This is a genomic window from Streptosporangiales bacterium, assembly GCA_009379955.1.
Taxonomy (GTDB): domain Bacteria; phylum Actinomycetota; class Actinomycetes; order Streptosporangiales; family WHST01; genus WHST01.
Genome location: WHST01000055.1, coordinates 14,758 through 39,743, shown reverse-complemented (window position 1 = coordinate 39,743; position 24,986 = coordinate 14,758). Strand labels below are relative to the sequence as shown.

The window sequence follows — 24,986 nt, the reverse complement described above, 5'->3', positions numbered from 1 at the left end:
CACCAGCAGCACGAACACGACCGGCAGCGAGATCGCCTCGGCACGGGTGAGGTCCTCACCCACCTGGTCACTCACGTCGCGGTTCACCGCCGCCTGACCGCCGACCTGCTCGGTGAGACCAGGCGCGTCGAGCTTCGGCTGCAGCTCGTCGACGATGTCCATCTGCCGCCCGTCGTCGTCGGACGCCAGCCGGAGCGCGACGTACGTCGCATGCCGGTCGGTGGACGCGAACTGCTGTGACCGCGTCGACCAGAGATCCGCGGACGACGACACCAGGTCCTTCGGCAGGTCGCGCACCGTGTCGCGCACCGCCGCGGCGAAGCATGGGTCGTCCACCGTCATCGTGTCGCTGCGGTAGAGCACGAGGATGTCGGTCGCGTCGCGGCCGAGCGCGTCCTCGAGCACCCGTTGCGCGTCGGCGCTCTCGCTGTCGGTGTGCGTGAAGCCGCCGGGTCGCAGGTGGTCGGCGACCTGCGTCCCCCAGGCGCCACCGAGGACTACGAACGCGGCTGCGAGCGCGAGCACCAGCCAACGCAGCCGGTGGACGGCACGACCGAGCGACTCGAACACGGGGACCTCCGTGGGTACACTGCCGGGACGGAGCCAGCGTTAACACCGTTTACTATGAACGGTGTTAACTCTGCATACGGTGTTCACTTCTGTCAAGGGAGCGGCGATGGAGGCGCAGGTCACACGGCGGGAGGCCGTCCGTGCGTCCACCCGGCACGACATCCTCGACGCCGCGCGCCGGCTGCTCGCGCAGGGCGGTCCCGCGAACGTCACGCTGCGCGCGGTCGCCCACGAGGTCGGCATGACCGCACCCGCGCTCTACCGCTACTTCCCGCGCCACGAGAGCCTGCTGCTCGAACTCACCGACCTCGTCGTCGGGGAGCTCGGCGACGACCTCGAACGGGCGTGCCTGGCCGAGCCGCCCGACGACCCCGCGGTCCAGCTGATGACCGCGGCGCGCACCTTCCGCGCCTGGTGCACCGGGCATCCACGCGAGTTCCAACTGGCGTTCGGTCTCGCACCCGCACCGGAGGGCGATCAGGTACCGCCGCACTGCGGCACCCCGAACGTCCGGCGCATGTGCGGCTACTTCTTCGAGCTGTTCGTCGCCATCTGGCGCCGGCAACCGGTCCCCGTCGATGCCGACGACGCGCTCGCCCCGGTCCTGCGCGAGCAGATGCGGGCGTTCCTCGACCAGACCGACCATCCCGACGCGCCGCTGGGCCTGGTCAAGCTGTTCCTCGAGGCGTGGACCCGGCTGTACGGGCTCGTCGCCCTGGAGATCTACGGCCACCTGCGCTTCGTGCTGACCGACGTCGACGCCCTCTTCGAGGCGATGCTCGCCGACTACGCCACAGCGCTGCTGGGAGGCCCGCAGCCGGGGCGCTGACGCGTCAGGACCGTGGCACGCGGTCGAGCGCGGTCGTCGCGAACCGCGTCGCCTGCTCGACCATCGCGTCGTGGCCGATCTCCCGCTTCGCGGAGTTCGTCACCGTGACGGTGAGGACGACGTTGCCGCTGCGCGCGTGCACGGTCACGTCCTCGTCCTCACTGCCCGCCCCCGGGTCGTACACGGCGTACGCCTCGTCGCCCGGCGTCGCGAGGTCCTCGGGCTGGCCATCGGCCGGGTCGCCCTCGTCCTCCGACCAGCGTGCGGACGTGAACTCGTCGACCGATCGATCGACCTCTTCACCCTCGGGGTAGTCCTGCCGGTCCGCATCGATCTCGACGGTCACGGTGCCACCGGACCACTGGCACGTGCTGTGCTCGTCGTCCGAGCCGGACCCGGCGGAGTCCTTCGCGACGCCGTCGCCGTGGAGGCGTTCGGCCAGGGCGTCGTCGAGCAGGGCACAGGTGCCGCCGAGGCTCCGGTAGACGGTCCCGGACGCCGGGGGCTCCGCCTCGACCTCGTGCGCGGGGAGGTCGGCGACGACCACCCAGATCCAGCAGGCGAAGCCGAGCGCGACGCCGGCCAGCACGGTCCAGAAACGCCGGTTGGTGCGCTGCTTCTGCGACTCGCTCACAGCACGTTCTCCTGCAGGCACAGGCGCGCGGCCAACTCGCCGACGTACGCGGCCGTCGGGCCGTCGTCGCCGTCGACGACGTAGCTGACGTGGATCGACGTCCCTCCCTCACGGACTCCGACCTCCGTGGCCCACCTGCCGTCCACGGCCCTGCCGGCGTCGACGACGGCCTCGTCGCCGACTCCGTCGAGGGTGAGGCGGTGCCCCTCGACGCCACCGTCGCGCACCCGGTCGACCGCCTCGCCGGCTCCGAACCACCAGTTCCGCGCCACGGTGACCGACAGCGTCGCCCGCCGCGGCGTCTCGTCGTCGCCGGCCCCGGCCGACTGCCACCGGCAGGTGAGCGACGCGCCCGACTCCTCCTCGGTCGGGGTCACCTCGCTTCGGGTACGCATCAGCGCCTCGACGTCGTACGAGGCGATCACGTCGTCGCACTCGTCGGGCGGGTCGTTCGACGTCCGGGCGTTGTACGAGAGCACGCTGCCGAGGAGCAGCCCGATGAGCGCGTAGCCGGCGAGCGCCGACCGGCGATGGTGCGTGCCCTCCGGCGGGGGGACGTAACCGAGGTCGGTCATGAGCCGTCCTCCAAAGTGAGCATCGCAGCGGTTCGGAGCGCTCCGGGTGCCAATACGCCCGCCGAGCGAGGAGCGGAGCGGAGGAGGTCGGCGGGATACGCGGTCATAGGGCCTCCACGGCCTCCCGGGCGGCGCGTAGGGCCGTCTCGCGAACCGGGGTCCCCGGCGTGCGGTACGCGAGGAAGCGGGTGGTCACGATGACGTCGCCGCGGACCACGACGACGTTCGCCTGACGGCCGAACGTACCCGTGTCGGTCGAGTCGACGTAGACCTGCGCGCGGTCGCCGAGGCCCGCGAGCCGGACGACGCCGAGCCCCGCGGCCCGCGCCGCGGGCGTGTCCTCACCGAACCGCGTGCTCCCGAGCTGCTCGGTGGCGATCTCCCCGTACCTGTGCGCCGCCGCCCGTTCCAGGTCGAGCCCCGACGAGGCGGTGACCCGCTCGGCGGAGACGTAGAGGGTGGGGTTCTCGCGCCGGACCGTCGCGGCGTCCGTCGACCGCCAACGACACGTCCAGGCCCAGCCGTCCGAGTCGTCGGAGACGTCGCGGCGAGGCGCGGCCGTCACGGCAGCGGTCACGGTCGCCTCCGTGACGCCGGCGCACGGCCGGGCCAACGGTCGCGGGGCCGAGGTGTCGACCAGCGGCGCGTACACGCTCGGCTCGACGACGAGCGTGCCGACGACGAACGCCGCCGCCGTCACGAGGACGGCCGCGAGGGTCCGGTAGGGGCTCGGCCACGGGTGATCGGGTCGGGTCACAACGACGGATTCTTCCAGAACGGCCGTGCCGGTGTACGCCACTGACCACGTCGCCACCAGCACCGGTCCGCAAGCGGCCAGATCCGGTGCTCGGGCCGCCGGGCGACACCGCGATCGCGCAGCGTATCCCCGTCGTACGAGCCGTGTTCTGAGATACCGGACCGCCCCGGGCACCGAGACGTCATGGGTAGTCTGCCCGGAAGACACTTACCGACCGATCGCCGCCGCCGAGGAGCTCCGTTGACCGACGCCGCCCTGACCCCCGCAGACCTGGAGCTGTTCGACAAGAGCTTCACCGCCAACCCCGCGTACCGGGCGATGCAGAACGCCGTCACGCAGACGTCGGTCGACAACATCGCGCTCGACCGTGACGTCGTCACGTCGATCGACCCCACCGTGTCGAACCTCCTCGACGACTGGCGCACGACGAACCAGAAGCAGAGCGGCCGTTGCTGGATGTTCGCCGGCCTCAACCTGCTCCGCGCCGGCGCGATGAAGAAGACGAACATCCCCGACTTCGAGTTCTCGCAGGCGTACGTCCAGTTCTGGGACAAGCTCGAGCGCTCCAACTACCTGCTCGAGGCGGTCATCGAGACCAGTGACCGGCCGCTCGACGACCGCACCGTGGCCTTCGTGCTCGACAGCGCGGTCGGCGACGGCGGCCAGTGGAACATGTTCGTGGCCCTGGTGCGCAAGCACGGTCTCGTCCCGAAGTCGGCCATGCCCGAGAGCGAGAGCTCGTCGGCCACGCGCAAGCTCAACTCCAACCTCCGCAAGGTCCTGCACGAGGGTGCACGCGATCTGCGCGCGTTGCACGGCAAGGGTGTCGAGGCGCAGCGCGAGCGCAAGCAGGAGCTGCTCGACGTCGTCCACCGCGTGCTGCGCATCCACCTCGGCACCCCGCCGCAGACGTTCCTGTGGCAGTGGAAGGACAAGGAACGCGAGTTCCACCGCCGTGGCTGGGTCACGCCGCAGGAGTTCGCCGCGGAGTACGTCACGCTGCCGTACGAGGACTACGTCTGCCTCGTCCACGACCCGCGCGAGTCGAGCCCGTACGGCCGCACGTTCACCGTCGACTACCTCGGCAACGTGGTCGGCGGCGAGCGCGTCACGTACCTCAACGTCGAGATCGACGTGCTCAAGCGGATCGCCAAGGACGCCATCGTCGGCGGCGAGCCGGTGTGGTTCGGCTGCGACGTCGACCCGATGATGCAGCGCAGCGTCGGCGTGTGGGACGCGAAGCTCTACGACTACGGCTCGGTCTACGACACGGCGTTCACGCTGAGCAAGGCGGAGCGGCTGGACTACCACCAGTCCGCGATGACCCACGCGATGCTGTTCACCGGTGTCGACGTCGTCGACGGCGAGCCGCGCAGGTGGCGCGTCGAGAACAGCTGGGGCGACGAGAACGCCGACAAGGGCTTCTACACGATGAACGACTCGTGGTTCGACGAGTACGTCTTCGAGATCGCCGCACCGAGGTCGGTGCTGCCGAAGGAGCTCGCCGACGCGCTCGACACCGAGCCGATCGTGCTGCCCGCCTGGGACCCGATGGGCTCGCTCGCCCGCTGACGGGTCGTCACGCCGCCGGCAGGTCGGTGAGGCCGAACAGCATCCAGCCGGTGCGCTCGGGCTCGCGGCGTTCGCCGCCGACGAGGCTCGCGACGTAGCGCGCCTCGGGGGTCGAGACGAACTCCCGCCGGGCCTCGGCGATGCCGGCCGCGAGCACGTCGACGCCGCCCTCGCGGTAGCGCACCGCGCTGACGGTGACCACCTCCGGGTACGGGTTACCGAACCCGTGCATCTGGTCGGTCGCGCCGGGAAAGCCGTGCTCGGCGAACTGCGCCGCCAGCCGCACCGCGTCGTCGTACGACGGGGCGGGCTCCATGGCGAAGGCGCCCGTCGCCGGGTCGGTGCGGTGCAGGACGTAGCCGGCGCCGTCCGGCAGGTCGGGGACCTCGCCGGCGTCGACGGACACGGTCCACTCGTCACGCGTGGCGTCGCGGACCACCCAGTCGAGTCGCGCGGCCTCCGCGAGGCGGTACCTGATCGCCGACGGCGGCCGCAGGTGCAGGGTGTTGAGCGCCGCGACGTCGGTGCGGTCGAGGTCGACGGTGAGGAAGACCGCCTCCTGCACGTACGCGTCGGCGGTGTCGCAGACGGGGATCGCCGCGGTCGCCCCGTCGACGCCGGTCAGCGGTGCCGGCAGCGTCGTGCCCGGCCGGCCGAGCGCCGCGAGGGTGAGCGCGAGCAGGTCGGCGCTCTCCGGCCGGGGCTCGTCGACTGCGCGCTCCAGCAGGTGCCGCGCGAGCAGCGTCCCCTCCGTCACCCGGCACGCCTGTTCGGTGACCTGCTCGGCCGTCCCGTCGCCCGGCCGGTGGACGCCGTCCGCCGTCGCGGCGACGGCGTCGGCCCGCAGCCGCGCCACCGCCTCGTCGAGCCCGGGCTCGGCGACGTACGTGCAGTAGGCGCCGACGGCCATGAGGGTCCTTCCGCTTGTCAGAACCCGAGCGTGTCATAGCCCGCTGAGCCTCTGACCAGTCAGCCCGGCACCGGCACCACCGGCAGGCCGCGGTCCAGCGCCACCAGGGTGAGCAGGACGGCGGCCGCCGTGAAGGCCAGGGGCGCCACGGCGGCGGGGGCTCCGTCGGGACGCACCTTCTCCGGGAGGGTGCCGAGCGGGGTGCGGTGGGCGATGAGCCAGGCGAGGGTCCCCGTCGCCTCGTCGCGCCGGCCGGACGCCGCCGCGGCGAGCGCGAAGAACGCCGTCTCCGGCGTCCACGAGTCCTCGCCCGTCCAGGCCTCGCCGGGGACGACACCCGCGTTGGGGCGGGTCAGCCGACGGCGTGCCTCGAGGACGGCCGCGGTGACCTCGGGGGACTCGGGGGCGAACGGCGGCGCGAGGAACGTGACGCCCGAGTCGGCGCCGCTGTCGGCTCGCGGCGTGCGGCGGTACCCGCAGCCGCCGAAGGACGCGTCGATGCCGCCGGCCAGCCGCGTCGCGGCGTCGGTCCACCGCGCCGCGTGGCTGCGTCGCCCCTGCGCCGTGGCGAGGTCGACGCCGGCCCGCAGGCCGGTGAGCAGCGGCGCCGCGAGACCGATGGTGGGCGCGTCGACCCGCGACTCCCAGTAGTCGGGCGTGGCGGGCGGCAGGCCGTCGTCACCCAGGTTGGCGGCGACGTGGTCACACGCCCCGACCACCATGCGGTACGTCGCAGCGTCGATCTCGCCGCCCGCGCTCGCGTACATCCAGGCGGCCCACGGCACCCAGCCGTTCGCGTCGAGCTGCCACGGGCGCTCGTCGGGCACGCCCGAGCCGTCGAGGAGCAGCCGGGCGTCCCAGGTGCCGTCGGCCCGCTGGGCGCGGGCGGTGAAGGCGAGGATCTCGCGGGCCTCGGTCAGGTGCTCGGTCATCGACAGCGCCGCCGCGACCCAGCTCGCGTCGCGCGGCCACGCGTACTGCCAGATGCCGTGCCAGGCGGCGGCGACGGCGCCGTTGCTGCGGACCAGCAGGCGGAGGTCGAGCAGCGCACGGGCGGCGGTCTCGACCTCGTCGCTCGTACGACCAGGCACGTCGCCGAGCGCAAGCCACTCCCTCGTCCCGCCGGCGGCCTCGGCCGCACCGACGTCACCCGCGGGCACGGTGACCGGCCCGTCCGCCCCCGGCGGCACGTAGCGCAGCGACCCGTCGGGCAGCCGCAGGATGTCGGTGCCCGCGACGTACGCCGCGCCCTCGGCCTCCTCGGCGGACACCGCCGCCAGCACGTCACCGTGTCCCAACAGGCCGGCGAGGTACAGCGGCGTGCCACTCACCCCCGAACGATATCGGGATCTACGGCAGGTCTCCGCCGAACGGCGCCGGCATCATCGTCCGCCACAGGTCGCGCAGCTCGTCGGCGATCGCCGCCGCCGACTCGCGTGCGAGCACCGCCGCGTGCAGCGCCTCCGCCGCCCTGCGCTGGTATGCCGGGTAGCCGGGCACCCGCGGACGCATCGCCGCAGCGTCGAGCGTCGCCAGCGTCCCGGTGTAGAACCCCGACGCGGCGGCGTTCACGGCCGGGTCGGACCACGCGACGCGGTGCCCGGGCTGCCCGCCGGCCGCCGCGTAGCCATCGCGCTGGAACTCCGGGCTCACCACCAGGCGCGCGAACTCCACGGCGAGCTCCGGGTGCGCCGTGCCGCGCGAGACGGCCAGCCCGACGCCGCCGAGGATCGTGCCCACCGGCGACCCCGCCGAGCTCGGCGCGTCCGCGAACGCGACGAGCGCGGGCCGTGCGCCCGGACGCGCGTAGGTGACGTACCCGAACACGTACGGCACGTAGCAGACGCCGCGCCCCGGCCACGGCTCGCTCATCTCGTCGAGCAGGGCGATCGGGTCGAGCGCGAGCGACCGCGGGTCGACGAGGCCGAGCACCTCGTAGAGGCGCGCGCAGCCGGCGGCCAGCACGTCGCGCGCGGGTCCGTCGTCGCCCCACCAGGCGGGACGTCCGTCGAGGTGCGGCGCGCGGTCGTCCGCCCGGTCGTGGCACAGGGAGACGAGTGTCGAGTACAGGTGGGTCGGGTTCGCCGCGATCCCCAACGACGCCCCGCCGGGCAGGTCACCGGCGAGCGCGACCACGTCGTCCCACGAGCGGGGCACGGGCAGGCTCGCGGTGCCCACGAGACCGGGACGGTAGGCGGCGACCTGGGCGGCCGCGTCCATCGCCAGCGCCCACTGCCCACCCGCCCACCGGTAGCCGACGTGGCTGGGACCGACGCTCCCCGCGCCCTGGTCCGCGAGCACGTCGGGGGGCAGGTGGTCGTCGAGTCGCAGGAAGGCGCCGTCGGCGTACGCCGTGCCGACGAACGGGTGGTCGATGGCCAGCAGGTCGAACTCCCTGGCCAGCTCGGTCACCGGGGTCTCCTCGAACGCGGCGAGGCTCCGCGCCTGCCAGCTCACCTCGACGCCCGGATGCCGGGCCGCGAAGAGCTCGCTCGCGGCACGCAGCGGCTCGGTGCCTCTCGGGTGGTTCCAGGTCATGCCGCGCAGCGAGACCATCAACCGCACACCTCTCCCGGCCGCGTCCGCGCGGCTCTCGTGTTCGACCACGACGGACGATTATTCACTCGGTATCCGCCGAGCCGGAATGAGATCCTGGGTCGATCGGGTTGTCGTTGATGCCTGCCCCCTCGCCCGCACCTTCCTCGGAGCCGCATGACGCTCACCGGCCAGTCGACCGCGACCTCGTCCGTCGTCGCGAAACGCTCTCGCCGCCTGCGGGTCATCATCATCCTCGGCAGCCTCTCGGCACTCGCGCCGCTGTCGATCGACGCGTACCTGCCCGGCCTCCCGCAGCTCACCGAGTCGTTCGGCACGACGAGCGCCGCCGCGCAGCTGTCCCTCACCGGCTTCGTGATCGGCATGTCGCTCGGCCAGCTCGTGATCGGCCCGCTCAGCGACACGTTGGGACGACGCCGGCCTCTCGTCGTCGGCATGGCCGTCTACGGCGCCATGTCGATCGTGTGTGCCGTCGCGCCGAACATCATCGCGCTCGACGCCGTCCGGTTCCTGCAGGGATTCGCCGGCGCCGCCGGCGTCGTCATCGCACGCGCGGTCGTACGCGACCTGTTCACCGGTCCCGCGGCCGCACGCTTCTTCGCCTCGCTGATGCTCGTCAACGGCCTGGCGCCCATCCTCGCGCCGGTGATCGGCGGGCAGCTGCTGCGGTGGACGGACTGGCGCGGGATCTTCCTGGCCCTCGCCGCGATCGGGATCATCCTGGCGGTCGGCGTGGGCTTCGGCCTGCCAGAGACCCTCGAACCGGCGCGCCGCCGCGCGGGCGGGCTGATGATCACCCTGCGCACGTTCTGGCGGCTCTCGCACGACCGCGTCCTCGTCGGGTACGCCCTGACGACCGCGTTCGGCTTCGGCGCGCTGTTCGCGTACATCTCCGGGTCGTCGTTCGTGCTGCAGGACATCTACGGGCTCTCGCCACAGGCGTACAGCGCCGTGTTCGCGGTGAACTCGCTCGGGATCGTCGTCTGTGCCCAGGTCAGTGGCCGGCTCGCACACCGGGTCGGGTCGGGACGCATGCTGCGCATCGGCCTGGGCGTCATGCTCGTCGGAGCAGCCACGCTCGTCCCTGGCGTCCTCGTCGACGTCGGGATCATCGGCATCCTGCTGGGACCGTTCCTCATCGCGACGAGCGTCGGGCTGGTCTTCCCCAACGCGATGGTGCTGGCGCTGGCCGAGCACGGCAAGGACGCGGGCGCCGCGTCGGCCATGCTCGGGGTCCTCCAGTTCATGGTCGGCGGCCTGGTCGCCCCCCTCGTCGGCGTCGCCGGCGACGGCACCGAGGTCCCGTTGGCGCTGGTCATGATCGGGTGCGCGGTGGCCTCGACGGTCGCCTGGACGGTGCTCGCCCGGCCGCGTCGCCGGGTGGTCCCCGCCGAGGCGTGAGCTAACGGGTCTCCGCGTGGTGCAGGTGGTCGGCGAGCTCCACGAGGACGGGCAGGGCCTTCGCGAGCGCGCGACGGCGGGTGGCGGGGAGGGCGTCGATGGCGGCGGTCACGACGTGGTGCCGCTCGTCCGACCACTCGCGGAACCGCTGCGCGGCCGCCTCGGTGAGCCGCAGCCTGGCGACCCTGCGGTCGCGTTCGTCGGGTGCCCGGGTGACGATCTCGGTCTCGGTCAGCTGCCCGACGAGGGTGCTGACGGTGTTGGGTGCCAGCCGCAGCTCGGCGGCGGCCTCGGCGACGGAGATGCCCGGCTGGTCGCGTATGACCCGGACGAGGTCGACCTGGGCGTTGGTCAGCGCGCGACCCGGCCACGCCGCGCCGGACGCGCGGCGGATGCTGCGACGCAACGCCCCCATGTGATCGACGAGGCGCTCGGCGAGCACACCGGCGTCGTCGACGGCAGCGACCGGCTCTGGGGATCCCATCCCGTGAGACTAGAGGCTCCCGCGTCCCCCGACGAGGGGACGTCGGTCACATCACGGTCGCGGGACCCGGCGCCGCCCACGAGCCGTGGGCGGCGGACGGGCTCAGCGGGAGTAGTACTCGACGACCATCTGCTCGTCGCAGATGACCGGCACGAGCGCCCGTGAGGGCTCGGCGACCAGCGAGACGGTGAGCTCGGGAAGCGAGACCGTGAGGTAGTTCGGCGTGTTGTCGGGCGCGAAGCCACCCTCGGCCGCGACGATGAACGGCGTCTTGGTGCGGCTGCGCGACACGACCGAGACGGTGTCGCCGACGGCCACCCGGTAGGAGGGGCGGTCGACCCGGCGGCCGTTGACGGTGATGTGCCGGTGCACGACCATCTGGCGCGCCTGGTAGATCGTCCGCGCGATCCCTGACCGCATCACCACCGCGTCGAGACGCCGCTCGAGCAGCATGACCAGGTTGGAACCCGCCTTGCCCTCGACCTTCTTCGCGTCGTCGAAGGCGCGGCGCATCTGCGTCTCGGAGATGTTGTACTGCGCCCGCAGCCGTTGCTTCTCCTTCAGCCGCAGGGCGTAGTCGGTGTCCTTGCGGCGGGACCGCCCGTGCTCACCCGGCGGGTACGGCCTGCGCTCGAAGTACTGGACGCACTTCGGCGTCAGCGGGATACCAAGGGCACGACTGCGCTTCACCTTGGGTCGGGGTCGACTCACACTACCTCCTATCGTTAAGGGTAGCCTAACCTAATGGATATGCATCCATCGGAGCGACCCTTGACCGTCCACTCACCGCGGTGGCCCACCCCGGCGGAGCGAGCGCGCACGCTCGCCTCCGGCGTGGTACCTGGGACGCTCCTGCTTCCCGATTCCTCGCCGGCCGCACAGCACACTGACTCGCAGTCGACGCGGGGAGCGGACACCGTGGTTCGCGTCCGATCGTACGTGGGCACGAACGGTGATCTGTTCGTGCTCGCCGACGAGCGTACCCAGGCCCGCCGTGCGCTGCACGAACTGGTCCATCGTACCGATGACCTCGACGTACCGGGACTCCTGGACCTCCTCGACGTCCCGCCGGTGCGTACCGACCTCCCCCGGGCACGCTCCTGCGTCGCCGGTTGGGTCGAGGCGCTCCGTGAGACCGAGCAGCGCGATGCCGCCGTCGACCTCGCCGCCGCGCGTCCCGCGGCCGACCTGCTGTCGGTCGGCGACACGGCCACTCTCTACCGGCTGCACGTCGCCGAGATCTCCCTCACCACCGGCGACACCACGTACGACGTCGACGTCGACGAGTTCTGCGCGGTCGAGCCCGACCCCCTGTACGAGAGCGAGCACGAGGTCACCGACCACCTCCAGCGATACCACTACGACGAGCTCACCCAGTGGGCCCTGCACCGCCTCGACGCCGACGAGCGCCGCACGCTGCGGCAGGTGACGATCTCGGGCGTCGACCGCTACGGCCTCGACCTGTCCTGCGTGACCGCGACCCGTCACGCACGGTTGCGGGTCGCGTTCTCCGTTCCGGTGCCCGACGAGGATGCCCTGGGCGACGCCCTGCGGGCCCTGGACCACTGCCCCTGCGAGTGACCTCCGCGCTCAGCCCTTGAGTGCACCGCCGAAGGCGAACGCGCCACCGAGCTTGCGCGACAGCAGGATGTAGAGCGCGACCACCGGCAGCGAGTACATCACCGAGAAGGCCGCCAGCCGCCCGTAGTTGACGCCGCCGTACTGGCCGAAGAAGGTGAAGATCGTCACCGACGCAGGCTGCAGGTCGGGCGAGAGCAGCAGCATGAACGGGATGAAGAACTCGCCCCACAGCCTGATGAAGGTGAAGATCGCGACCACCGCCACTCCCGGCCACATCAGCGGCAGCACGATGTGCCAGAGCGCCTTCATGCCGGACGCGCCGTCGACCCACGCCGCCTCCTCCAGGTCGATGGGCACGCCGTCCATGAAGTTCTTCATCAGCCAGATCGCGAACGGCAGGCCGGTGGTCGCCATGAACAGGGTGGTGCCGGCGACCGAGTCGATGAGGTCGAGCTGCACGAACAGGCCGTACACCGGCACCATCACCGCGGTGATCGGCAGTCCGGTCGAGAACAGGATGGTCATGAGGAAGGGTCGGTTGAAGCGCATCTTGTGCCGCGACAGCGGGTACGCCGCCAGCACCGCACACACCACGGTGATGAGCGTCGCGCCGCCGCTCAGGTAGATGCCGTTGAGGATCGGCCGGTACGTCGTGTCGGTATTGAGCACCGAACGGAAGTTCTCGAACGACGCACTGGTCGGGATGGAGACGGCCAGGCCCGGCCCCTCCTCGATCGAGGCGTACAGCACCCACAGCATCGGCACGATGAACGCGACGCCGATGAGGACGAGCAGCAGGTTGGCGACGATCCTGGACGTCACCACACCCGGCCGGGCGGTCGACCTGACGCGGCCGCCGACGGTAGCGGTCATGTCGCCTCCTTGCCCGGGTTGAGCAGCCGCATGTAGATGAGCGAGAAGATCGCACCGACGAGCAGCAGGATCAGCGCGACCGCGGTGCCGTAGCCGATCTGGCTGAACTTGAACGCCTGCTCGTACATGTAGATCGGCAGGGTCTGCGCCTTGCCGCTGGCACCGCCCTCGCCGACCATCGCGTAGATCAGGCCGAAGACCGCGAGCGTCTGCAGGGTGATCAGCATCAGGTTGGTCATGATCGACCGGCGGATCATCGGCAGCGTGACGTGCCAGACCCGCCACCATCCGGTCGCCCCGTCGACCTCGGCGGCCTCCTCGATCTCGCTCGGGATCTCTGACAACGCCGCGGAGTAGACGAGCATCGAGAACGCCGTGCCGCGCCAGACGTTCGCGATCGACACGGCGAGGATCGGGTTGCTGTACAGCCAGTCCTGGCCGGGGATGCGCAGGAACTCGAGCACCCGGTTGAGGGTGCCTTCGTCGCCGAGCACCGCGGTCCACATGTACGCGGCGACGATCTCCGGCAGCACCCACGCCCCGATGACGATCGAACCGACGACCGCGCGGACGATCTTGTTCGTGCGCCGCATCGAGAACGCGATGATCATGCCCAGGATGTTCTGGCCGAGCACCGCGGAGAAGAGCGTGAACAGCAGGGTCAGGAAGACGGCGTTGGCGAACGCCGGCTCGGAGAACGCCTTCGCGAAGTTGTCGAACCCCACGAACTCGTTGCCCGTCGCGCCCGATCCGGTGAGCGCCATGTCGGTGAATGCGGCGTAGAAGCAGTACAGGATCGGCCCGGCGAGGAAGACGAGGAGCAGCCCGACGGACGGGACGAGCGGGAGCCCACGCGTCGCACGGCGGAGCATGCGCAGCGCCCGCCTACTTGCTTCGTTGGGTCGTCTTGTCCTCGCCGACGATGCCCGCGACCGCCTTGTCGTACGTACCCGCGGCGGCACCGGGTTGCTGCTGCCCCGTCATGACCTGCTCCATCGCCACCTGGATCTCGTTGGAGATCTTCGGGTACTCCGGCAGGGCCGGGCGGTACTGGGTGACGGAGACGAGGTCGGTGAAGAACTTCACCGTCGGCTGCGCCTCGAGGTACGCCTTCTCACCGGCGACGTCCTTGCGCACCGCGATCTGCGCGTTCTCGTTGACGAAGCGGAGGTTGTTCTCCTTCGAGCCCATCTGCTCGATGAGCTTCCACGCAAGGTCGGGGCTGACCGACTTCTGCGGGATCGCCCAGGTCCATCCGCCGGAGAGGCTGACCTTGCCGGGCGCCTGCCCGTTCTGCGTCGGCATCGGCGTCGTGCCGAGAACCTTCGACCACTGCGGCCACGGCTTCGCACCGGTCTTCAGCCAGGTGTTCGGCAGCCACGAGCCGTCGAGGTTGATGGCGAGCTCCTGCTTCGGCATCCAGTCGGCGGAGACGGTGTTCTGGATCTGCTTGTTCAGCGCCTGCTTCGGCGTGGGACCGAGCTTCTCGCCGTACACCGTCTTGATGAAGTCGAGCGAGTCCTCGAAGCCCTTGGCACCGGTCACCCACTTCTTCTGCTGCGGGTTGTAGAGGGTGTCCTCGGTGCCGTACAGGAGCATCTCGAAGCCCTGCATCGCCGATGCCTCACCCGCGGCCTTGCCGGAGAACACGTTGAGCGGCATGACGTCCGGCACCTGCTGCTTGATGGTGCGGGCCGCGTCGAGGATCTCGTCCCAGTTCTTCGGCTCCCACGGCACCGGGAAGCCGGCCTTCGCGAAGATCTTCTTGTTGTACCAGAGGCCCCGGGTGTCGGTGCCGTCCGTGACGCCGTAGACCTTGCCGTCCTGTGCCTTGCCCGCCTCCTTGGCCGGGCCCTCGAACTGGTCCCACTCCTCCCACTTCGACAGGTACGGGTCGAGCGGGCGCAGGTAGCCCGCCTGGATGTCGGAGTTGATGAGGAACGTGTCCTCGCGGACGATGTCGGGTGCCGTCCGCGGCGACCGCATCATCAGCTGGAGCTTGGTGTAGTAGTCGTTCTCCGACGCGACGATCGGGACGAGCTCCACCTTGGTGCCGGTGTTGGCCTTCTCGAAGTCCTTCTTCATGTCCTCGAGGAACGTGTCCATCACGCGGCCGGCACCCCAGCGCTGGTACGCGATCTTGATGGTCTTGTCGTTGGAGTCGTCGCTGCCCGCCCCGCCCCCACACGCGGTGGCCGCGACGGCCATCACTCCACAGACCATGGCAGAAGCGAGTACCCGCAGCCGCATGACGGTTCCTCTCGTCGTCGAGCGTCAGTGACCGGGTCGAACAGCAGCCGACCTTCGCGGACCTTACGGGAGAAAGTAAGACCATTGGATTTAGTAAGTCAAGGTATGCTCACTGCGCGTCCTACCGGGAGGTGGTATGAGGAGCGGAACGAACCTCCCTCGAGTGGGCGGCTACAACCGGGCCGTCATCCTCGAGGCCATTCGTAGCCGCGGCGAGATCAGCCGTGTGGAGCTCGCCGAGCTGACGGGACTGACGACACAGACCGTGTCCAACATCGTCCGGCGGCTGCTCGAGGCCGAGCTCGTCGTCGAGGCCGGGCGTCTCCCCTCCGCCGGTGGCAAGCCGCGCACGGCGCTCGCCCTCAACCCGCACGGGGCGTACGCGATCGGCATGCACCTCGACCCGGACGCGACCGTGACGGTGCTGATGAACCTCGGCGGCGAGGTCGTCGCCCGCGTGCGCCGCCGGTCGAACGGCGGGCGCAGCCCGCGCTCGACCGTGCAGCGTCTCGCCGGCGCGATCGACCAGGTGATCGAGAAGGCGGACATCCCCGTCACTGCGGTCGCCGGGGTCGGCGTGGCGTGCCCGGGACCCGTCGACCTCGAACGCGGGCTCGTGGTCGAGCCACCCAACCTCGCCGGCTGGCACGAGGAGCCGCTCGTCGACGCCCTCGCCGACCGGGTCGGCATCCCCGTCCGGCTCGACAACGACGCGACGGCGATGGCCGTCGGCGAGCGCTGGGCGGGCGGCGCCGACCGCGCGGAGCCGTTCGCGTTCCTCTACCTCGGCACCGGCATCGGCGGCGGGCTGATGCTCGGCGAGACCGTGCACCGCGGCCAGACCGGCAACGCCGGCGAGTTCGGCCACATCACCGTCGTGCCCGACGGCCGCCCGTGCCACTGCGGCAACCGCGGCTGCGCCGAGGCGCACTGCTCACCCGAGGCGATGCTCGCCGACCTGCGCGACCGGCACGGACGCCGCGTGGCCAAGCGGCTCGGCGTCACCGGCACCAAGACCCGCATCCGGTCGGAGTACGCCCAGGTCTGCCGCGCCGCCGCCCAGGGCGACCCCGCGGCCGCCGACGTCGTCGACCGCGCGGTGCACCTGCTCGCGCAGGCCGCGGTCAGCCTCGTCAACGTCGTCGACGTCCGGTTGCTCGTGGTCGGCGGCACCGCCCTGCGGCACCTCGAGAGCCGCCTGCTGCCGGAGCTGACCACGGCCGTCAACGAGCGCACGATCGCGCGGCGGCTACGCACCGTACGCGTCGAGCGCAGCGTCCTCGGCGACGACGTCGGCGCCGTCGGCGCCGCCTCCCTCGTCCTGCACGGCACCTACGCCCCCGGCTGGGCCCAGCTCCTCGCCACCGGCGTCGCGTAACCGCGGGAGCGGCGGCGGACCCCCTCGCGCGAATGACCCGGGCGAATGATCATGTTCAGTGGGTGAATGCTCACTTCCCACGGTGCATGTGCCATGTGAAGGACGCCTTCACCAGGTGAACATGATCATTCGCCGGTGGGCGGCGCCTGGGGAGGCGCGCGGGCTAGGCCGGGAGAGGCACGCGGGTGGCGCGCCAGGGCAGCGCGCGCGGCGACATCCGGTGACCGGTGCTGCACCGAGCGCCCGAACGGGACGGCGGGTCGGTCAAGGGTTGGCAAACGGGTCGCCGGTCCCTGCCATCCGCCTGCCTATTGTTGTGGGGTGCAAGCAACGAACTCGGCCCCGGTGGAGCTCGAGCAGGGTCTCCCCGTCGCGCTCATGCGGATCGGCCGGCAGCTCAAGACGGTGACGGCGCGCACGCCGGACGAGGCGTGGGCGGTTCTCCTCCTGCACCGGGTGCGGGAGAACGGCGTCTGCCGGGTCTCCGAGCTGGCCGGTCAGGTCGGCCTCGACACCTCCACGGTCAGCCGGCACGTCGCCCGGCTGGTCAAGTCCGGGTACGTCGTGCGTACCGAGGATCCCGACGACAGGCGCGCCGCGAAGCTCGTGCTCGCCGCCAAGGGCAGGCGACGGCTCGCCGCCGCCACCCGGGCGCGCAACGACGTCATCCACGCCGCGATGGCGGACTGGTCCGAGGACGAGATCCGCACGCTCTGCGCCCTCGCCCACCGTCTCGCCAACACCCTCGACCAGCAGGTCCCCGAAACGGAGCACAGATGACCGTGTTCCCCGCCGGCCTCCTCCGCCCCGCTCCTCGCTCACCTACGGCACATCCCTCGCCCCCGCCTTGCGTACTCGCTGCGATGCTCACTTTGGAGGACGGCTCGTGACCGACCACGTCGACCGCGACCAGAGCTCGCGGGCGGCCGCGTCCACCTCCGACCCCGCACTCGACCCCGACACACCCCGCTACCTCTCCCATCGGCAGATCCTGGTGACCCTCGTCGGCCTGATGGCCGGCATGCTGCTCGCGGCGCTCGACCAGAGCATCGTCGGCACGGCGCTGCCGCGGATCGTGAGCGACCTCGGCGGCCTCGACCAGCTGTCCTGGGTCGTCACCGCGTACCTGCTCACGGCCACCGCCACGACCCCGCTGTGGGGCAAGATCTCCGACCTCTACGGTCGGCGGCTGATCTTCCAGATCGCGATCTGCACGTTCCTGGTGGCCTCGGTGCTCGCCGGTCTCAGCCAGAACATGGGACAGCTGATCGGCTTCCGCGCGCTGCAGGGCATCGGCGGCGGCGGCCTGATGTCGATCGCGCTCGCGATCGTCGGGGACGTCATCCCGCCGCGTCAGCGCGGCCGCTACCAGGGCTACTTCGGCGTCGTGTTCGGCGTCGCGAGCGTGGCCGGCCCGCTGCTCGGCGGGTTCTTCACCGACGGCCCCGGCTGGCGCTGGATCTTCTTCATCAACGTCCCGATCGGGCTCGCCGCCCTCGTCGTCACGACACTGGCGCTGCGCATGCCGCACGTCACCAGGTCGCACAAGGTCGACTACCTCGGCGCCACCGTCATCGTGGCGGGCGTCAGCCTGCTGCTGCTCTACCTCAACTGGTCGGGCACCGCGAACGGCTGGTTCAGCCCGTTGTCGCTGGTCCTGCTCGGCGGCTCGCTGGCGCTGACGGTCGTGTTCGTGCTCGTCGAGCGCCGCGCACCCGAACCGATCATCCCGATGCGGTTGTTCCGCAACTCGGTCTTCAGCATCGGCAACCTGTTCGCCATCCTGGCGGGCGTCGCGATGTTCGGCGGCATCGTCTTCTTCCCGCTCTACCTGCAGGCGGTCATGGGCATGTCGCCCACCGTCTCGGGTCTCGCGATGCTGCCGATGGTGGTCGGCATCTTCACCACATCGATCGGGTCCGGCCAGCTCATCTCCAGGACGGGCAGGTACAAGATCTACCCGATCCTCGGCGCTGCCACGCTGCTCGTCGCGCTCGGGCTGATGAGCCGGCTCTCCGTCGACACCCCGTACTGGCAGGCCGCGATCTTCGCGTACGTCTTCGGCGCGGGGCTCGGCTTCACCATGCAGACGATCGTCACGGCCGTGCAGAACTCCGTGGAGATGCGCGACATGGGCTCGGCGACGAGCTCGACGGTCTTCTTCCGGCAGATGGGCGGGGCGATCGGCACGGCCATCTTCGGCGCCGTGCTCAGCAACCGGCTCGCGGCCCACCTGGCCGAGCAGATGGAGGGCCTCTCGCTGCCCGGCGGCGCGAAGCCACCGGCCGTCGACGCCAACGACATCCAGGCGCTGCAGCAGCTGGAGGAACCGGTCAAGCACCTCGTACTCACGGCGTTCTCGCAGGCGATCGACGACGTCTACCTCGCCGGCATCCCGTTCATCGTCGTCGCCCTCGTCGTGGCGTTCTTCCTCAAGGAGGTGCCGCTGCGCACCGGCCGGGAGACCACCAGGCCAGCGTCGCGCCCGGCCGAGGACGTCCCCGCCCTCACCGAGTAGTACAACGTTGCACCACCGAGGGCCCGCGTCCGCCTCCCCACCTCGATACCCGGGAGTGCGTCCGGCATAGGACAATGCGGGAGCCGGCATGCTGCCCGGCGACGCGGGCTCTCGGGAGGTGACCGGTCGTGGACCCCAACGGGGCTGACCGACCGGACGATCCCGACGTGGCGTTCCTCCTCCTCGGCTCCCTCGAGGTCCGCGTCGGCGACCGGCCCGTCGAGCTCAAGGGGCACAGGGAACGCGCGATCGTCGCGCTGCTGCTGCAGCGCACGGGCGAGATCGTCGGCGCGAGCCAGATCGCCGACGTCGTCTGGGGCCCGGCGACCCCGCCCACCGCCGCCGTGCAGATCCAGAACTGCGTCTCGCGCATCCGCAAGGGACTCGCCGCCGCCGGCGTCACCGACGCCCGCGCCGTCGTCGCCACCAGGCCGCCCGGTTACGTGCTCACCGGCCGCGTCACCACCGACCTCGCCGACTTCCGCGCGCTCTCCAGGGACGCCGAGACCGCGGCGCGACGAGGCGACCACGCCGGGGCGCGCGACCTGTTCGTCCGTGCGCTCGGCCTGTGGCGCGACGTGCCGTTCGCCGGGATCGACGCCTCGGAGCTCGACGCGGCCGCGGAGCGCCTCATCGAGGAGTGGTTGCTCGCCGACGAGGGCCGTCTCGACGCCGAGCTCGCGCTCGGCGGGCATGCGGATCTGGTCCCCGACCTCCTCGCCCTCGTCGGCGAGCACCCGCTCCGCGAGCACCTCAGGGGTCAGCTGATGCTCGCGCTGTACCGCGCCGGACGCAGGGCCGACGCACTGCGCGTATACCAGGACGGACGCGAGCTCCTCGTCGAGGAGCTCGGCCTCGATCCCGGCGACGAGCTGCGCGACCTCCACCGGCGGATGCTCCGTGACGACAGCTCCCTTCTCGTCGCGACGGGGACCGAACCGCCCTCGGCGCGGCCGGAGCTGCCGGTCCCGCGTCAGCTGCCCGCGGACGTCCCGCACCTCGTCGGCCGCGACCGGCACGCCGACGCCGTGCGAGCACGGCTCACCGGCCGGACGGGTGACGCGCCGGCCGTCGTCTGCCTGCACGGAGGAGGCGGGGTGGGCAAGTCCGCGCTCGCGGTACACGTGGGTCACGGCGTCGCGAGGTCGTTCCCCGACGGGCAGCTCTACGCGCACCTCGGCGGCACCGGTGGACGCCCGGCCGACCCCGCTGACGTGCTCGCCGCGTTCCTGCGTGCACTCGGCCTCGGCGGCGACGCCGTTCCCGCGGGCCTCGACGAGCGCGCGGCACTCTTCCGCAGCCGCCTCGCCGACCGCGCCGTCCTTGTCGTCCTCGACGACGCCGCGGACACGAGGCAGGTCCGTCCGCTGCTGCCGCCGAGCCGTGACAGCGCGGTGCTGATCACCGGTCGCCGACCTCTCCGGGACCTCGCCGGCGCGGTGCACGAGAGCGTCGGACCACTCGGCTCGTCCGACGGCGTCGAGCTGCTCCACGCGTCGACCGGCACGGACGGCGCGCTCATCGCGGCGAGTCGCATCGTGGAGCTCTGCGGCGGGCTGCCGCTCGCCATCCGCGTCGTGGCGGCACGGCTCACCGGGGCGTCACCGCGTGCGGTGGACCGCTTCGTCGGGCGCCTGCTCGACGAGCGGCAGCGCCTCGACCTGCTACAGGTCGGCGACCTCGCCGTCCGCGCATCCCTGTTGCTGAGCTGGGAGCACCTCACCGCCGACGAGCGGCGCCTGCTGCGACGCCTTGCGCTGATCCCCCACGCGGACTTCCCCCGCTGGGTCGCCGCGCCCCTCCTGGACTCCGACGAGGACGCCGGTCACGACCTCCTCGCGACGCTCGTCGCCGTCCACCTGATCGAGCCGGACAGTGCCGACGCGGCCGGGCGCGCCACGTACCGGCTGCACGACCTGGTCCGTCTCGTCGCCCGCGAACGGCTCGACGAGGAGGAGGACGACACCACGCGCGACGCGGCGCTCGGCCGCCTGCACCACGCCTGGCTCGGGCTCGCCGAGGCCACCGACCAGGCGATCGCCGCGGGTAGCACCGTCAACCGCGGCCTCGCCCTCAGCGGCGGTGCCCCACCGCAGGCGACCGAGTCGGCGCGAGGCGACCCTCTGGCCTGGTTCGAGCGCTGGCACGACCAGCTGACGTCGACGGTGGAGCAGGCGGCGACGCGCGATGGCGACGTCGCCGCGCGGCTGGCGACGCGACTCGACGGCCTCTTCTCGATCCGCAACGTCGCCGACCTCAGGATCAGGGCGGTCGAGGCCGCGGAGCGGTCGGACGACGTGACGCCGGGCCTGCGTGCCCGCCTGCTGCTCCAGCTCGCCACCGCACACGGCCAGGCGGGCGCCCCGCCCGACGAGATGCTGCCGTTCGCCGAGCGGGCCGTTCCGTTCGCCCGCGACAGCGGCGACACGTACCTCGAGGTCAAGGCCAGGGAACAGGTCGCGTGGTACCGGTACGTCATGACCGAGTTCGACACTGCCGTCGACGAGCTGCAGCTGCTGCTTCCGGTCGCCCGTGAGACCGACACCGTTCTCCACCGGCAGACGCTGACCCTGCTGGGCAACGCCCTCGCACAGTCCGGCCAGCCGCAGCATGCCATCGAGCTCTTCGCGGAGGCACTGGACGGCCGGGACGGCGGTGAGGACACCCGCGGCACCGGGGTGATGTTGCTCCACTACGCGCTGCGGCTCCTCGACGTCGACCGCGGAGCGGAGGCCGAGCGCCAGCTGCGCCGGGCGCTCGCCATCGTGGAGCCGCTCACCGACGACACCGGCATCGCGTACCTGTCGATCCACCTCGCCGAGGCCCTCGCCCAGCAGGGCCGGTGGCGCGAGGCCGACGACGCCTTCGCCCGGGCCGCCGAGATCTTCGGCCGCGACAACAGCCCGGGCGACGAGATGACGACCGAGCACCAGCGCGGACGTCTCGAGTCACTGCGCGGCCGGCACGTCGCGGCCATCCGCACCCTCACCAGGGTGCTGTCGCTGTGCGAGCGGGAACGGCAGCCGCTGACCGCCCGGCGGGTGCGCTTCTCGCTGTCGCGGGCGTACCAGCGTGCCGGAGAGCGGGAACGTCCAGAGGCAACGTCGCGCGACCATGAGGCACGGCCGGCGGGACACGCATGACGGGCGCCGCCGTCTCGTACGGACTCCTGGGTCCGCTGGAGATACGCGTCCACGACCGACCGGTCAACCTCAGTGGTCATCGGGAACGCGCCATCGTCGGCTGCCTGATGCTGCACGCGGGTGAGGTCGTCAGCGCCGACCATCTCGCCGACGCCGTGTGGGGGCACACCCCGCCGCCGACCTCGGCGGTGCAGATCCAGGCGTGCGTCGCCGCACTGCGCAAGCGCCTCGCCGCGGCCGGGGTGCCCGAGCCCCGCGCCCTGCTGGTGACGCGGCGTCCCGGCTACGTCCTGTCGACCGAGTCGGCGACGGTCGACCTCGAGGAGTTCCGCCGACTCGTGGAGCTGGCGACGACGGCGCTGCGCGCGGGCGACGCCGCCGACGCGGTTACGACGTTCCGGCAGGCGCTCGACCGGTGGCGTGGCGAGCCCCTCCAGGACGTCAGCACGCCGCTGCTCGACGTCGCCGCCGACCGCCTCACCCAGGAGTGGCTCGTCGCCGTCGAGGGCCGGATCGAGGGCGAGCTCGCGCTCGGCTCCGACGCCGAGCTGGTGCCCGAGCTCGTCGAGCTCGTCTCCCGCTACCCGCGGCGTGACCGCGTTCGCGCGCACCTGATGCTCGCGCTGCACCGCGCCGGCCGGCAGGCCGACGCCCTGCAGGCCTACCAGGACGGCAGGCGCCGGCTCGCCGACGAGCTCGGCCTCGACCCGGGACAGGAGCTGCGGCGGCTCGAGCAACGGATCCTCGAGGGCGACTCCGACCTGCTCGTCACCGCGGAGCCCGCAGCCACGCCGTCCACGGCGCTGCCGGTCCCGCGCCAGCTGCCCGCAGACCTGTCGGCGTTCGTCGGGCGGGAGGAGCACGTACGGTCGTTGCTCGCCCGGCTGACCCCGGACGACACGCGTACGGCGCCCACGGTGCTCTGCCTGCACGGTGGCGGCGGAATCGGCAAGACCGCGCTCGCCGTGCACCTCGCCCACCTCGCGCGCACGTCGTTCCCCGACGGCCAGGTCTACGCGTCGCTCGGCGGCACGGCGGGACACCGGGTCGATCCGAGCGAGGTGCTCGCCGCGTTCCTGCGCGCCTTCGGCATCGACGGCCAGGCGATGCCGTCCGGCCTCGAGGAGCGTGCCGCGCTGTACCGCAGCTGCGTCGCCGACCGGCGTGTGCTCGTGGTACTCGACGACGCCGCCGACGCCGCGCAGGTACGCCCGTTGCTGCCGCCGACGAGCGGCTGCGGTGTCGTGGTCACGAGCCGGCCGGCGCTGACCGATCTCGTCTCCGCGCATCACACGGCGGTCGACACACTCGACGAGGACGACGCGCTGGCGCTCCTCGCCGGCCTCGTGGGCGACGCGCAGGGAGACCACGGCAACGACGTCGCCGCCGGGGTCGTCGTCGACCTGTGCGGCCGGCTGCCGCTCGCGATCAGGGTGATCGCCGCGCAGGTGACGGCGACGGGACGCCGGGGAGCGCTGGCAAGGATCGCCAACCGGCTCACCGACGAGCACCGCCGACTCGACGTCCTGCAGACGGGCGACCTCGCCGTCCGGGCGACGCTCCTGCTCAGCTGGCGCTCGCTCGACGACGACCAGCGGCGGCTGCTGCGGCGGCTGGCGCTGCTCCCGCGACCGGACTTCCCCGACTGGATCGGCGCGCCGCTGCTCGACACCGACGAGGGCACCGCGCACACGCTGCTCGACGACCTCGCCGCCGCCCACCTCGTCGAGGACGACGGCGACGATCCCGCAGGGGGCGCGACGTACCGGCTACACGAGCTCGTTCGCCTGGTCGCACGGGAACGCGTCGAGGCCGAGGAGAGCCAGGAGGACCGGACCGCGGCGGTCTCCCGCGTCCTTCGCACCTGGCTGGGTCTGGCCGAGCGCGCCGATGCGCTCATCCCGCACGGACGGCTGCCCGGCGACCAGCCCTCGGCCGGCGTCGAGACCCCACCGGAACCGGCGGCCGCGATCGACGACGACGCCCTCGCCTGGCTCGACGCGTCCCGGCACCAGCTGGTGGCCGCCGCCGAGTTCGCCGCGGCCGTCGATCCCGACCTGGCGGCGCTCCTCACGCTGCGCTGCGACGCCTACCTCGGTCTACGCAGGTACGACGACGAGCGCATCCGGATGCTGGAGCGGGTCGGCGCCATGGGCGCGACCCCCGACCTGCAAGTCAGGTTGCTGCTCGCGCTGAGCTCGGCGTACCTGCAGCGAGGTGACGAGTGGCGCAAGGTCCGCGCGGTGACCGAGCGCGCGGTCGAGGCCGCGAAGGCGACCGACGACGTGCGCCTGGAGGTCGCCGTCGGACTCGAGCGGGCGTACGTCGCGTACCACGCCACGGAGTTCGACCGCGCGGTCACCGAGCTGCGCGGACTGCTGCCGCAGGCGGGCGAGGCCGGCCGCGACCTGCACATCCGTACGCTCTACCGGCTCGGCGAGGCGCTGCTCGAGGACGACAGGTACGCCGAGGCGCTCCCGGTCTTCGCGGCGGCGCTGGCGGAGCAAGAGGAGTTCGGCGCGACGAGAACGCGCGCGCAGATGCTGCACGACCGCGCACAGACCCTGCTCGCGCTCGACCGGCTCGACGAGGCCGACGAGGACCTCACCGAGGCGCTCGCGATCACCGGCGGGATCGGCGACGACAACGGCAGCGCGGTGCTCCGTCTCGGTCGCGCGGTCGTCGCCGCACGACGCGGCGACTGGCCCGCGGCCGACGAGCTGCTGGCCGACGCGGCGGCGTACTACCGCAGCTCCGACCACCACGCCGGTCTCGTGGTCGAGGCCCTCACCATCGGCAGGATCGAGTCGATCCGCGGCAACCACGACCTCGCCGTCCGATCGGCACAGCGCGCGTCACGCCTGGCCGAGGAGTCCGGTGTCCCGATGATCCTCCGCCGCGCCCGCCGTGCGCTCGCCGAGGCGACCGCCCACGCGGGCGAGCCCGCCTGACGGT

The 24,986-nt window shown here is 71.9% G+C and carries 21 protein-coding genes; 9 read left to right on the top strand and 12 right to left on the bottom strand.

Annotated features, from left to right (window positions below):
* Positions 1–570, bottom strand: a 570-nt coding sequence (locus tag GEV10_17210; protein ID MQA80196.1) for an MMPL family transporter, incomplete at its 3' end; no start/stop codon positions are given.
* A gap of 106 nt (positions 571–676) precedes the next feature.
* Between GEV10_17210 and GEV10_17205 the strand changes: the two genes are divergently transcribed.
* A complete protein-coding gene (locus GEV10_17205; protein ID MQA80195.1) occupies positions 677–1,399 on the top strand; it encodes a TetR family transcriptional regulator in 723 nt (240 codons plus the stop codon).
* 4 nt (positions 1,400–1,403) lie between these two features.
* Here the strand turns inward: GEV10_17205 and GEV10_17200 are convergent, their stop codons facing one another.
* The 3 genes from GEV10_17200 to GEV10_17190 form a co-directional block, all read right to left on the bottom strand.
* Positions 1,404–2,033, bottom strand: a complete 630-nt coding sequence (locus GEV10_17200; GenBank protein MQA80194.1) for a hypothetical protein — start codon at positions 2,031–2,033, stop codon at positions 1,404–1,406.
* The gene (locus tag GEV10_17195; GenBank protein ID MQA80193.1) at positions 2,030–2,608 is read right to left on the bottom strand and encodes a hypothetical protein; all 579 of its coding nucleotides are present in this window, start codon (positions 2,606–2,608) and stop codon (positions 2,030–2,032) included. Before GEV10_17195 ends, GEV10_17200 begins: the two co-directional genes overlap by 4 nt.
* Before the next feature lie 103 nt (positions 2,609–2,711).
* Positions 2,712–3,365: a hypothetical protein gene (locus tag GEV10_17190; protein MQA80192.1), complete on the bottom strand. Its 654-nt coding sequence runs from the start codon at positions 3,363–3,365 to the stop codon at positions 2,712–2,714.
* 183 nt (positions 3,366–3,548) lie between these two features.
* On the opposite strand from GEV10_17190, the gene GEV10_17185 reads away from it, so the two are divergent.
* The gene (locus GEV10_17185; protein ID MQA80191.1) at positions 3,549–4,937 is read left to right on the top strand and encodes an aminopeptidase; all 1,389 of its coding nucleotides are present in this window, start codon (positions 3,549–3,551) and stop codon (positions 4,935–4,937) included.
* A gap of 7 nt (positions 4,938–4,944) precedes the next feature.
* On the opposite strand, the gene GEV10_17180 is transcribed toward GEV10_17185, so the two are convergent.
* The 3 genes from GEV10_17180 to GEV10_17170 are packed head-to-tail and all read right to left on the bottom strand — an operon-like array spanning position 4,945 to position 8,403.
* Complete coding sequence (locus tag GEV10_17180; protein MQA80190.1) at positions 4,945–5,847, bottom strand: hypothetical protein; 903 nt, start codon at positions 5,845–5,847, stop codon at positions 4,945–4,947.
* Between the two features lie 59 nt (positions 5,848–5,906).
* Positions 5,907–7,178: a glycoside hydrolase family 15 gene (locus tag GEV10_17175; GenBank protein ID MQA80189.1), complete on the bottom strand. Its 1,272-nt coding sequence runs from the start codon at positions 7,176–7,178 to the stop codon at positions 5,907–5,909.
* A 19-nt stretch (positions 7,179–7,197) separates the two neighbouring features.
* Complete coding sequence (locus tag GEV10_17170) at positions 7,198–8,403, bottom strand: extracellular solute-binding protein (protein ID MQA80188.1); 1,206 nt, start codon at positions 8,401–8,403, stop codon at positions 7,198–7,200.
* A 156-nt stretch (positions 8,404–8,559) separates the two neighbouring features.
* On the opposite strand from GEV10_17170, the gene GEV10_17165 reads away from it, so the two are divergent.
* Positions 8,560–9,804, top strand: a complete 1,245-nt coding sequence (locus GEV10_17165; GenBank protein ID MQA80187.1) for a Bcr/CflA family multidrug efflux MFS transporter — start codon at positions 8,560–8,562, stop codon at positions 9,802–9,804.
* A 1-nt stretch (position 9,805) separates the two neighbouring features.
* Here GEV10_17165 and GEV10_17160 read toward each other — a convergent pair whose 3' ends face one another.
* Both GEV10_17160 and rpsD read right to left on the bottom strand, forming a co-directional pair.
* Entirely contained in the window at positions 9,806–10,288 is a 483-nt protein-coding gene (locus GEV10_17160; GenBank protein MQA80186.1) for a MarR family transcriptional regulator, read from the bottom strand.
* Positions 10,289–10,390: 102 nt separating this feature from the next.
* Positions 10,391–10,999 (bottom strand): 30S ribosomal protein S4, encoded by a 609-nt coding sequence (gene rpsD, locus GEV10_17155; GenBank protein MQA80185.1) that lies wholly within the window; start codon positions 10,997–10,999, stop codon positions 10,391–10,393.
* Positions 11,000–11,206: 207 nt separating this feature from the next.
* Between rpsD and GEV10_17150 the strand changes: the two genes are divergently transcribed.
* Positions 11,207–11,869 carry a hypothetical protein gene (locus GEV10_17150; GenBank protein ID MQA80184.1) on the top strand — a complete coding sequence of 221 codons (663 nt, stop codon included), beginning with the start codon at positions 11,207–11,209 and terminating at the stop codon, positions 11,867–11,869.
* A 9-nt stretch (positions 11,870–11,878) separates the two neighbouring features.
* On the opposite strand, the gene GEV10_17145 is transcribed toward GEV10_17150, so the two are convergent.
* From GEV10_17145 to GEV10_17135, 3 genes are read right to left on the bottom strand one after another with little or no spacing between them, the layout of a single operon-like run.
* Positions 11,879–12,742 (bottom strand): ABC transporter permease subunit, encoded by an 864-nt coding sequence (locus GEV10_17145; GenBank protein MQA80183.1) that lies wholly within the window; start codon positions 12,740–12,742, stop codon positions 11,879–11,881.
* Positions 12,739–13,614: an ABC transporter permease subunit gene (locus GEV10_17140; GenBank protein ID MQA80182.1), complete on the bottom strand. Its 876-nt coding sequence runs from the start codon at positions 13,612–13,614 to the stop codon at positions 12,739–12,741. The genes GEV10_17145 and GEV10_17140 overlap by 4 nt, the downstream gene beginning before the upstream one ends.
* A 13-nt stretch (positions 13,615–13,627) precedes the next feature.
* On the bottom strand, positions 13,628–14,992 hold the full coding sequence (locus tag GEV10_17135; GenBank protein MQA80181.1) for an extracellular solute-binding protein: 1,365 nt from the start codon (positions 14,990–14,992) through the stop codon (positions 13,628–13,630).
* A 136-nt stretch (positions 14,993–15,128) separates the two neighbouring features.
* On the opposite strand from GEV10_17135, the gene GEV10_17130 reads away from it, so the two are divergent.
* The 5 genes from GEV10_17130 to GEV10_17110 all read left to right on the top strand — a co-directional run bounded on the left by GEV10_17130 (position 15,129) and on the right by GEV10_17110 (position 24,982).
* Positions 15,129–16,370 (top strand): ROK family protein, encoded by a 1,242-nt coding sequence (locus GEV10_17130; GenBank protein MQA80180.1) that lies wholly within the window; start codon positions 15,129–15,131, stop codon positions 16,368–16,370.
* A gap of 321 nt (positions 16,371–16,691) precedes the next feature.
* Positions 16,692–17,150 (top strand): MarR family transcriptional regulator, encoded by a 459-nt coding sequence (locus GEV10_17125; GenBank protein MQA80179.1) that lies wholly within the window; start codon positions 16,692–16,694, stop codon positions 17,148–17,150.
* Positions 17,151–17,379: 229 nt separating this feature from the next.
* A complete protein-coding gene (locus GEV10_17120) occupies positions 17,380–18,888 on the top strand; it encodes a DHA2 family efflux MFS transporter permease subunit (protein ID MQA80178.1) in 1,509 nt (502 codons plus the stop codon).
* Positions 18,889–19,016: 128 nt separating this feature from the next.
* Complete coding sequence (locus tag GEV10_17115) at positions 19,017–22,031, top strand: hypothetical protein (protein ID MQA80177.1); 3,015 nt, start codon at positions 19,017–19,019, stop codon at positions 22,029–22,031.
* Positions 22,028–24,982 (top strand): tetratricopeptide repeat protein, encoded by a 2,955-nt coding sequence (locus GEV10_17110; protein MQA80176.1) that lies wholly within the window; start codon positions 22,028–22,030, stop codon positions 24,980–24,982. The genes GEV10_17115 and GEV10_17110 overlap by 4 nt, the downstream gene beginning before the upstream one ends.
* Positions 24,983–24,986 lie beyond the last annotated feature (4 nt).

Bases quoted from the DNA above. Each gene is read 5' to 3' on its own strand.
- GEV10_17145 (MQA80183.1), bottom strand. From the start codon at position 12,742: ATGACCGCTACCGTCGGCGGCCGCGTCAGGTCGACCGCCCGGCCGGGT.
- GEV10_17185 (MQA80191.1), top strand. From the start codon at position 3,549: ATGGGTAGTCTGCCCGGAAGACACTTACCGACCGATCGCCGCCGCCGA.
- GEV10_17110 (MQA80176.1), top strand. From the start codon at position 22,028: ATGACGGGCGCCGCCGTCTCGTACGGACTCCTGGGTCCGCTGGAGATA.
- GEV10_17205 (MQA80195.1), top strand. From the start codon at position 677: ATGGAGGCGCAGGTCACACGGCGGGAGGCCGTCCGTGCGTCCACCCGG.
- GEV10_17140 (MQA80182.1), bottom strand. From the start codon at position 13,614: ATGCTCCGCCGTGCGACGCGTGGGCTCCCGCTCGTCCCGTCCGTCGGG.
- GEV10_17130 (MQA80180.1), top strand. From the start codon at position 15,129: ATGAGGAGCGGAACGAACCTCCCTCGAGTGGGCGGCTACAACCGGGCC.
- GEV10_17135 (MQA80181.1), bottom strand. From the start codon at position 14,992: ATGCGGCTGCGGGTACTCGCTTCTGCCATGGTCTGTGGAGTGATGGCC.
- GEV10_17170 (MQA80188.1), bottom strand. From the start codon at position 8,403: ATGGTCTCGCTGCGCGGCATGACCTGGAACCACCCGAGAGGCACCGAG.
- GEV10_17195 (MQA80193.1), bottom strand. From the start codon at position 2,608: ATGACCGACCTCGGTTACGTCCCCCCGCCGGAGGGCACGCACCATCGC.
- GEV10_17180 (MQA80190.1), bottom strand. From the start codon at position 5,847: ATGGCCGTCGGCGCCTACTGCACGTACGTCGCCGAGCCCGGGCTCGAC.
- GEV10_17165 (MQA80187.1), top strand. From the start codon at position 8,560: ATGACGCTCACCGGCCAGTCGACCGCGACCTCGTCCGTCGTCGCGAAA.
- GEV10_17160 (MQA80186.1), bottom strand. From the start codon at position 10,288: ATGGGATCCCCAGAGCCGGTCGCTGCCGTCGACGACGCCGGTGTGCTC.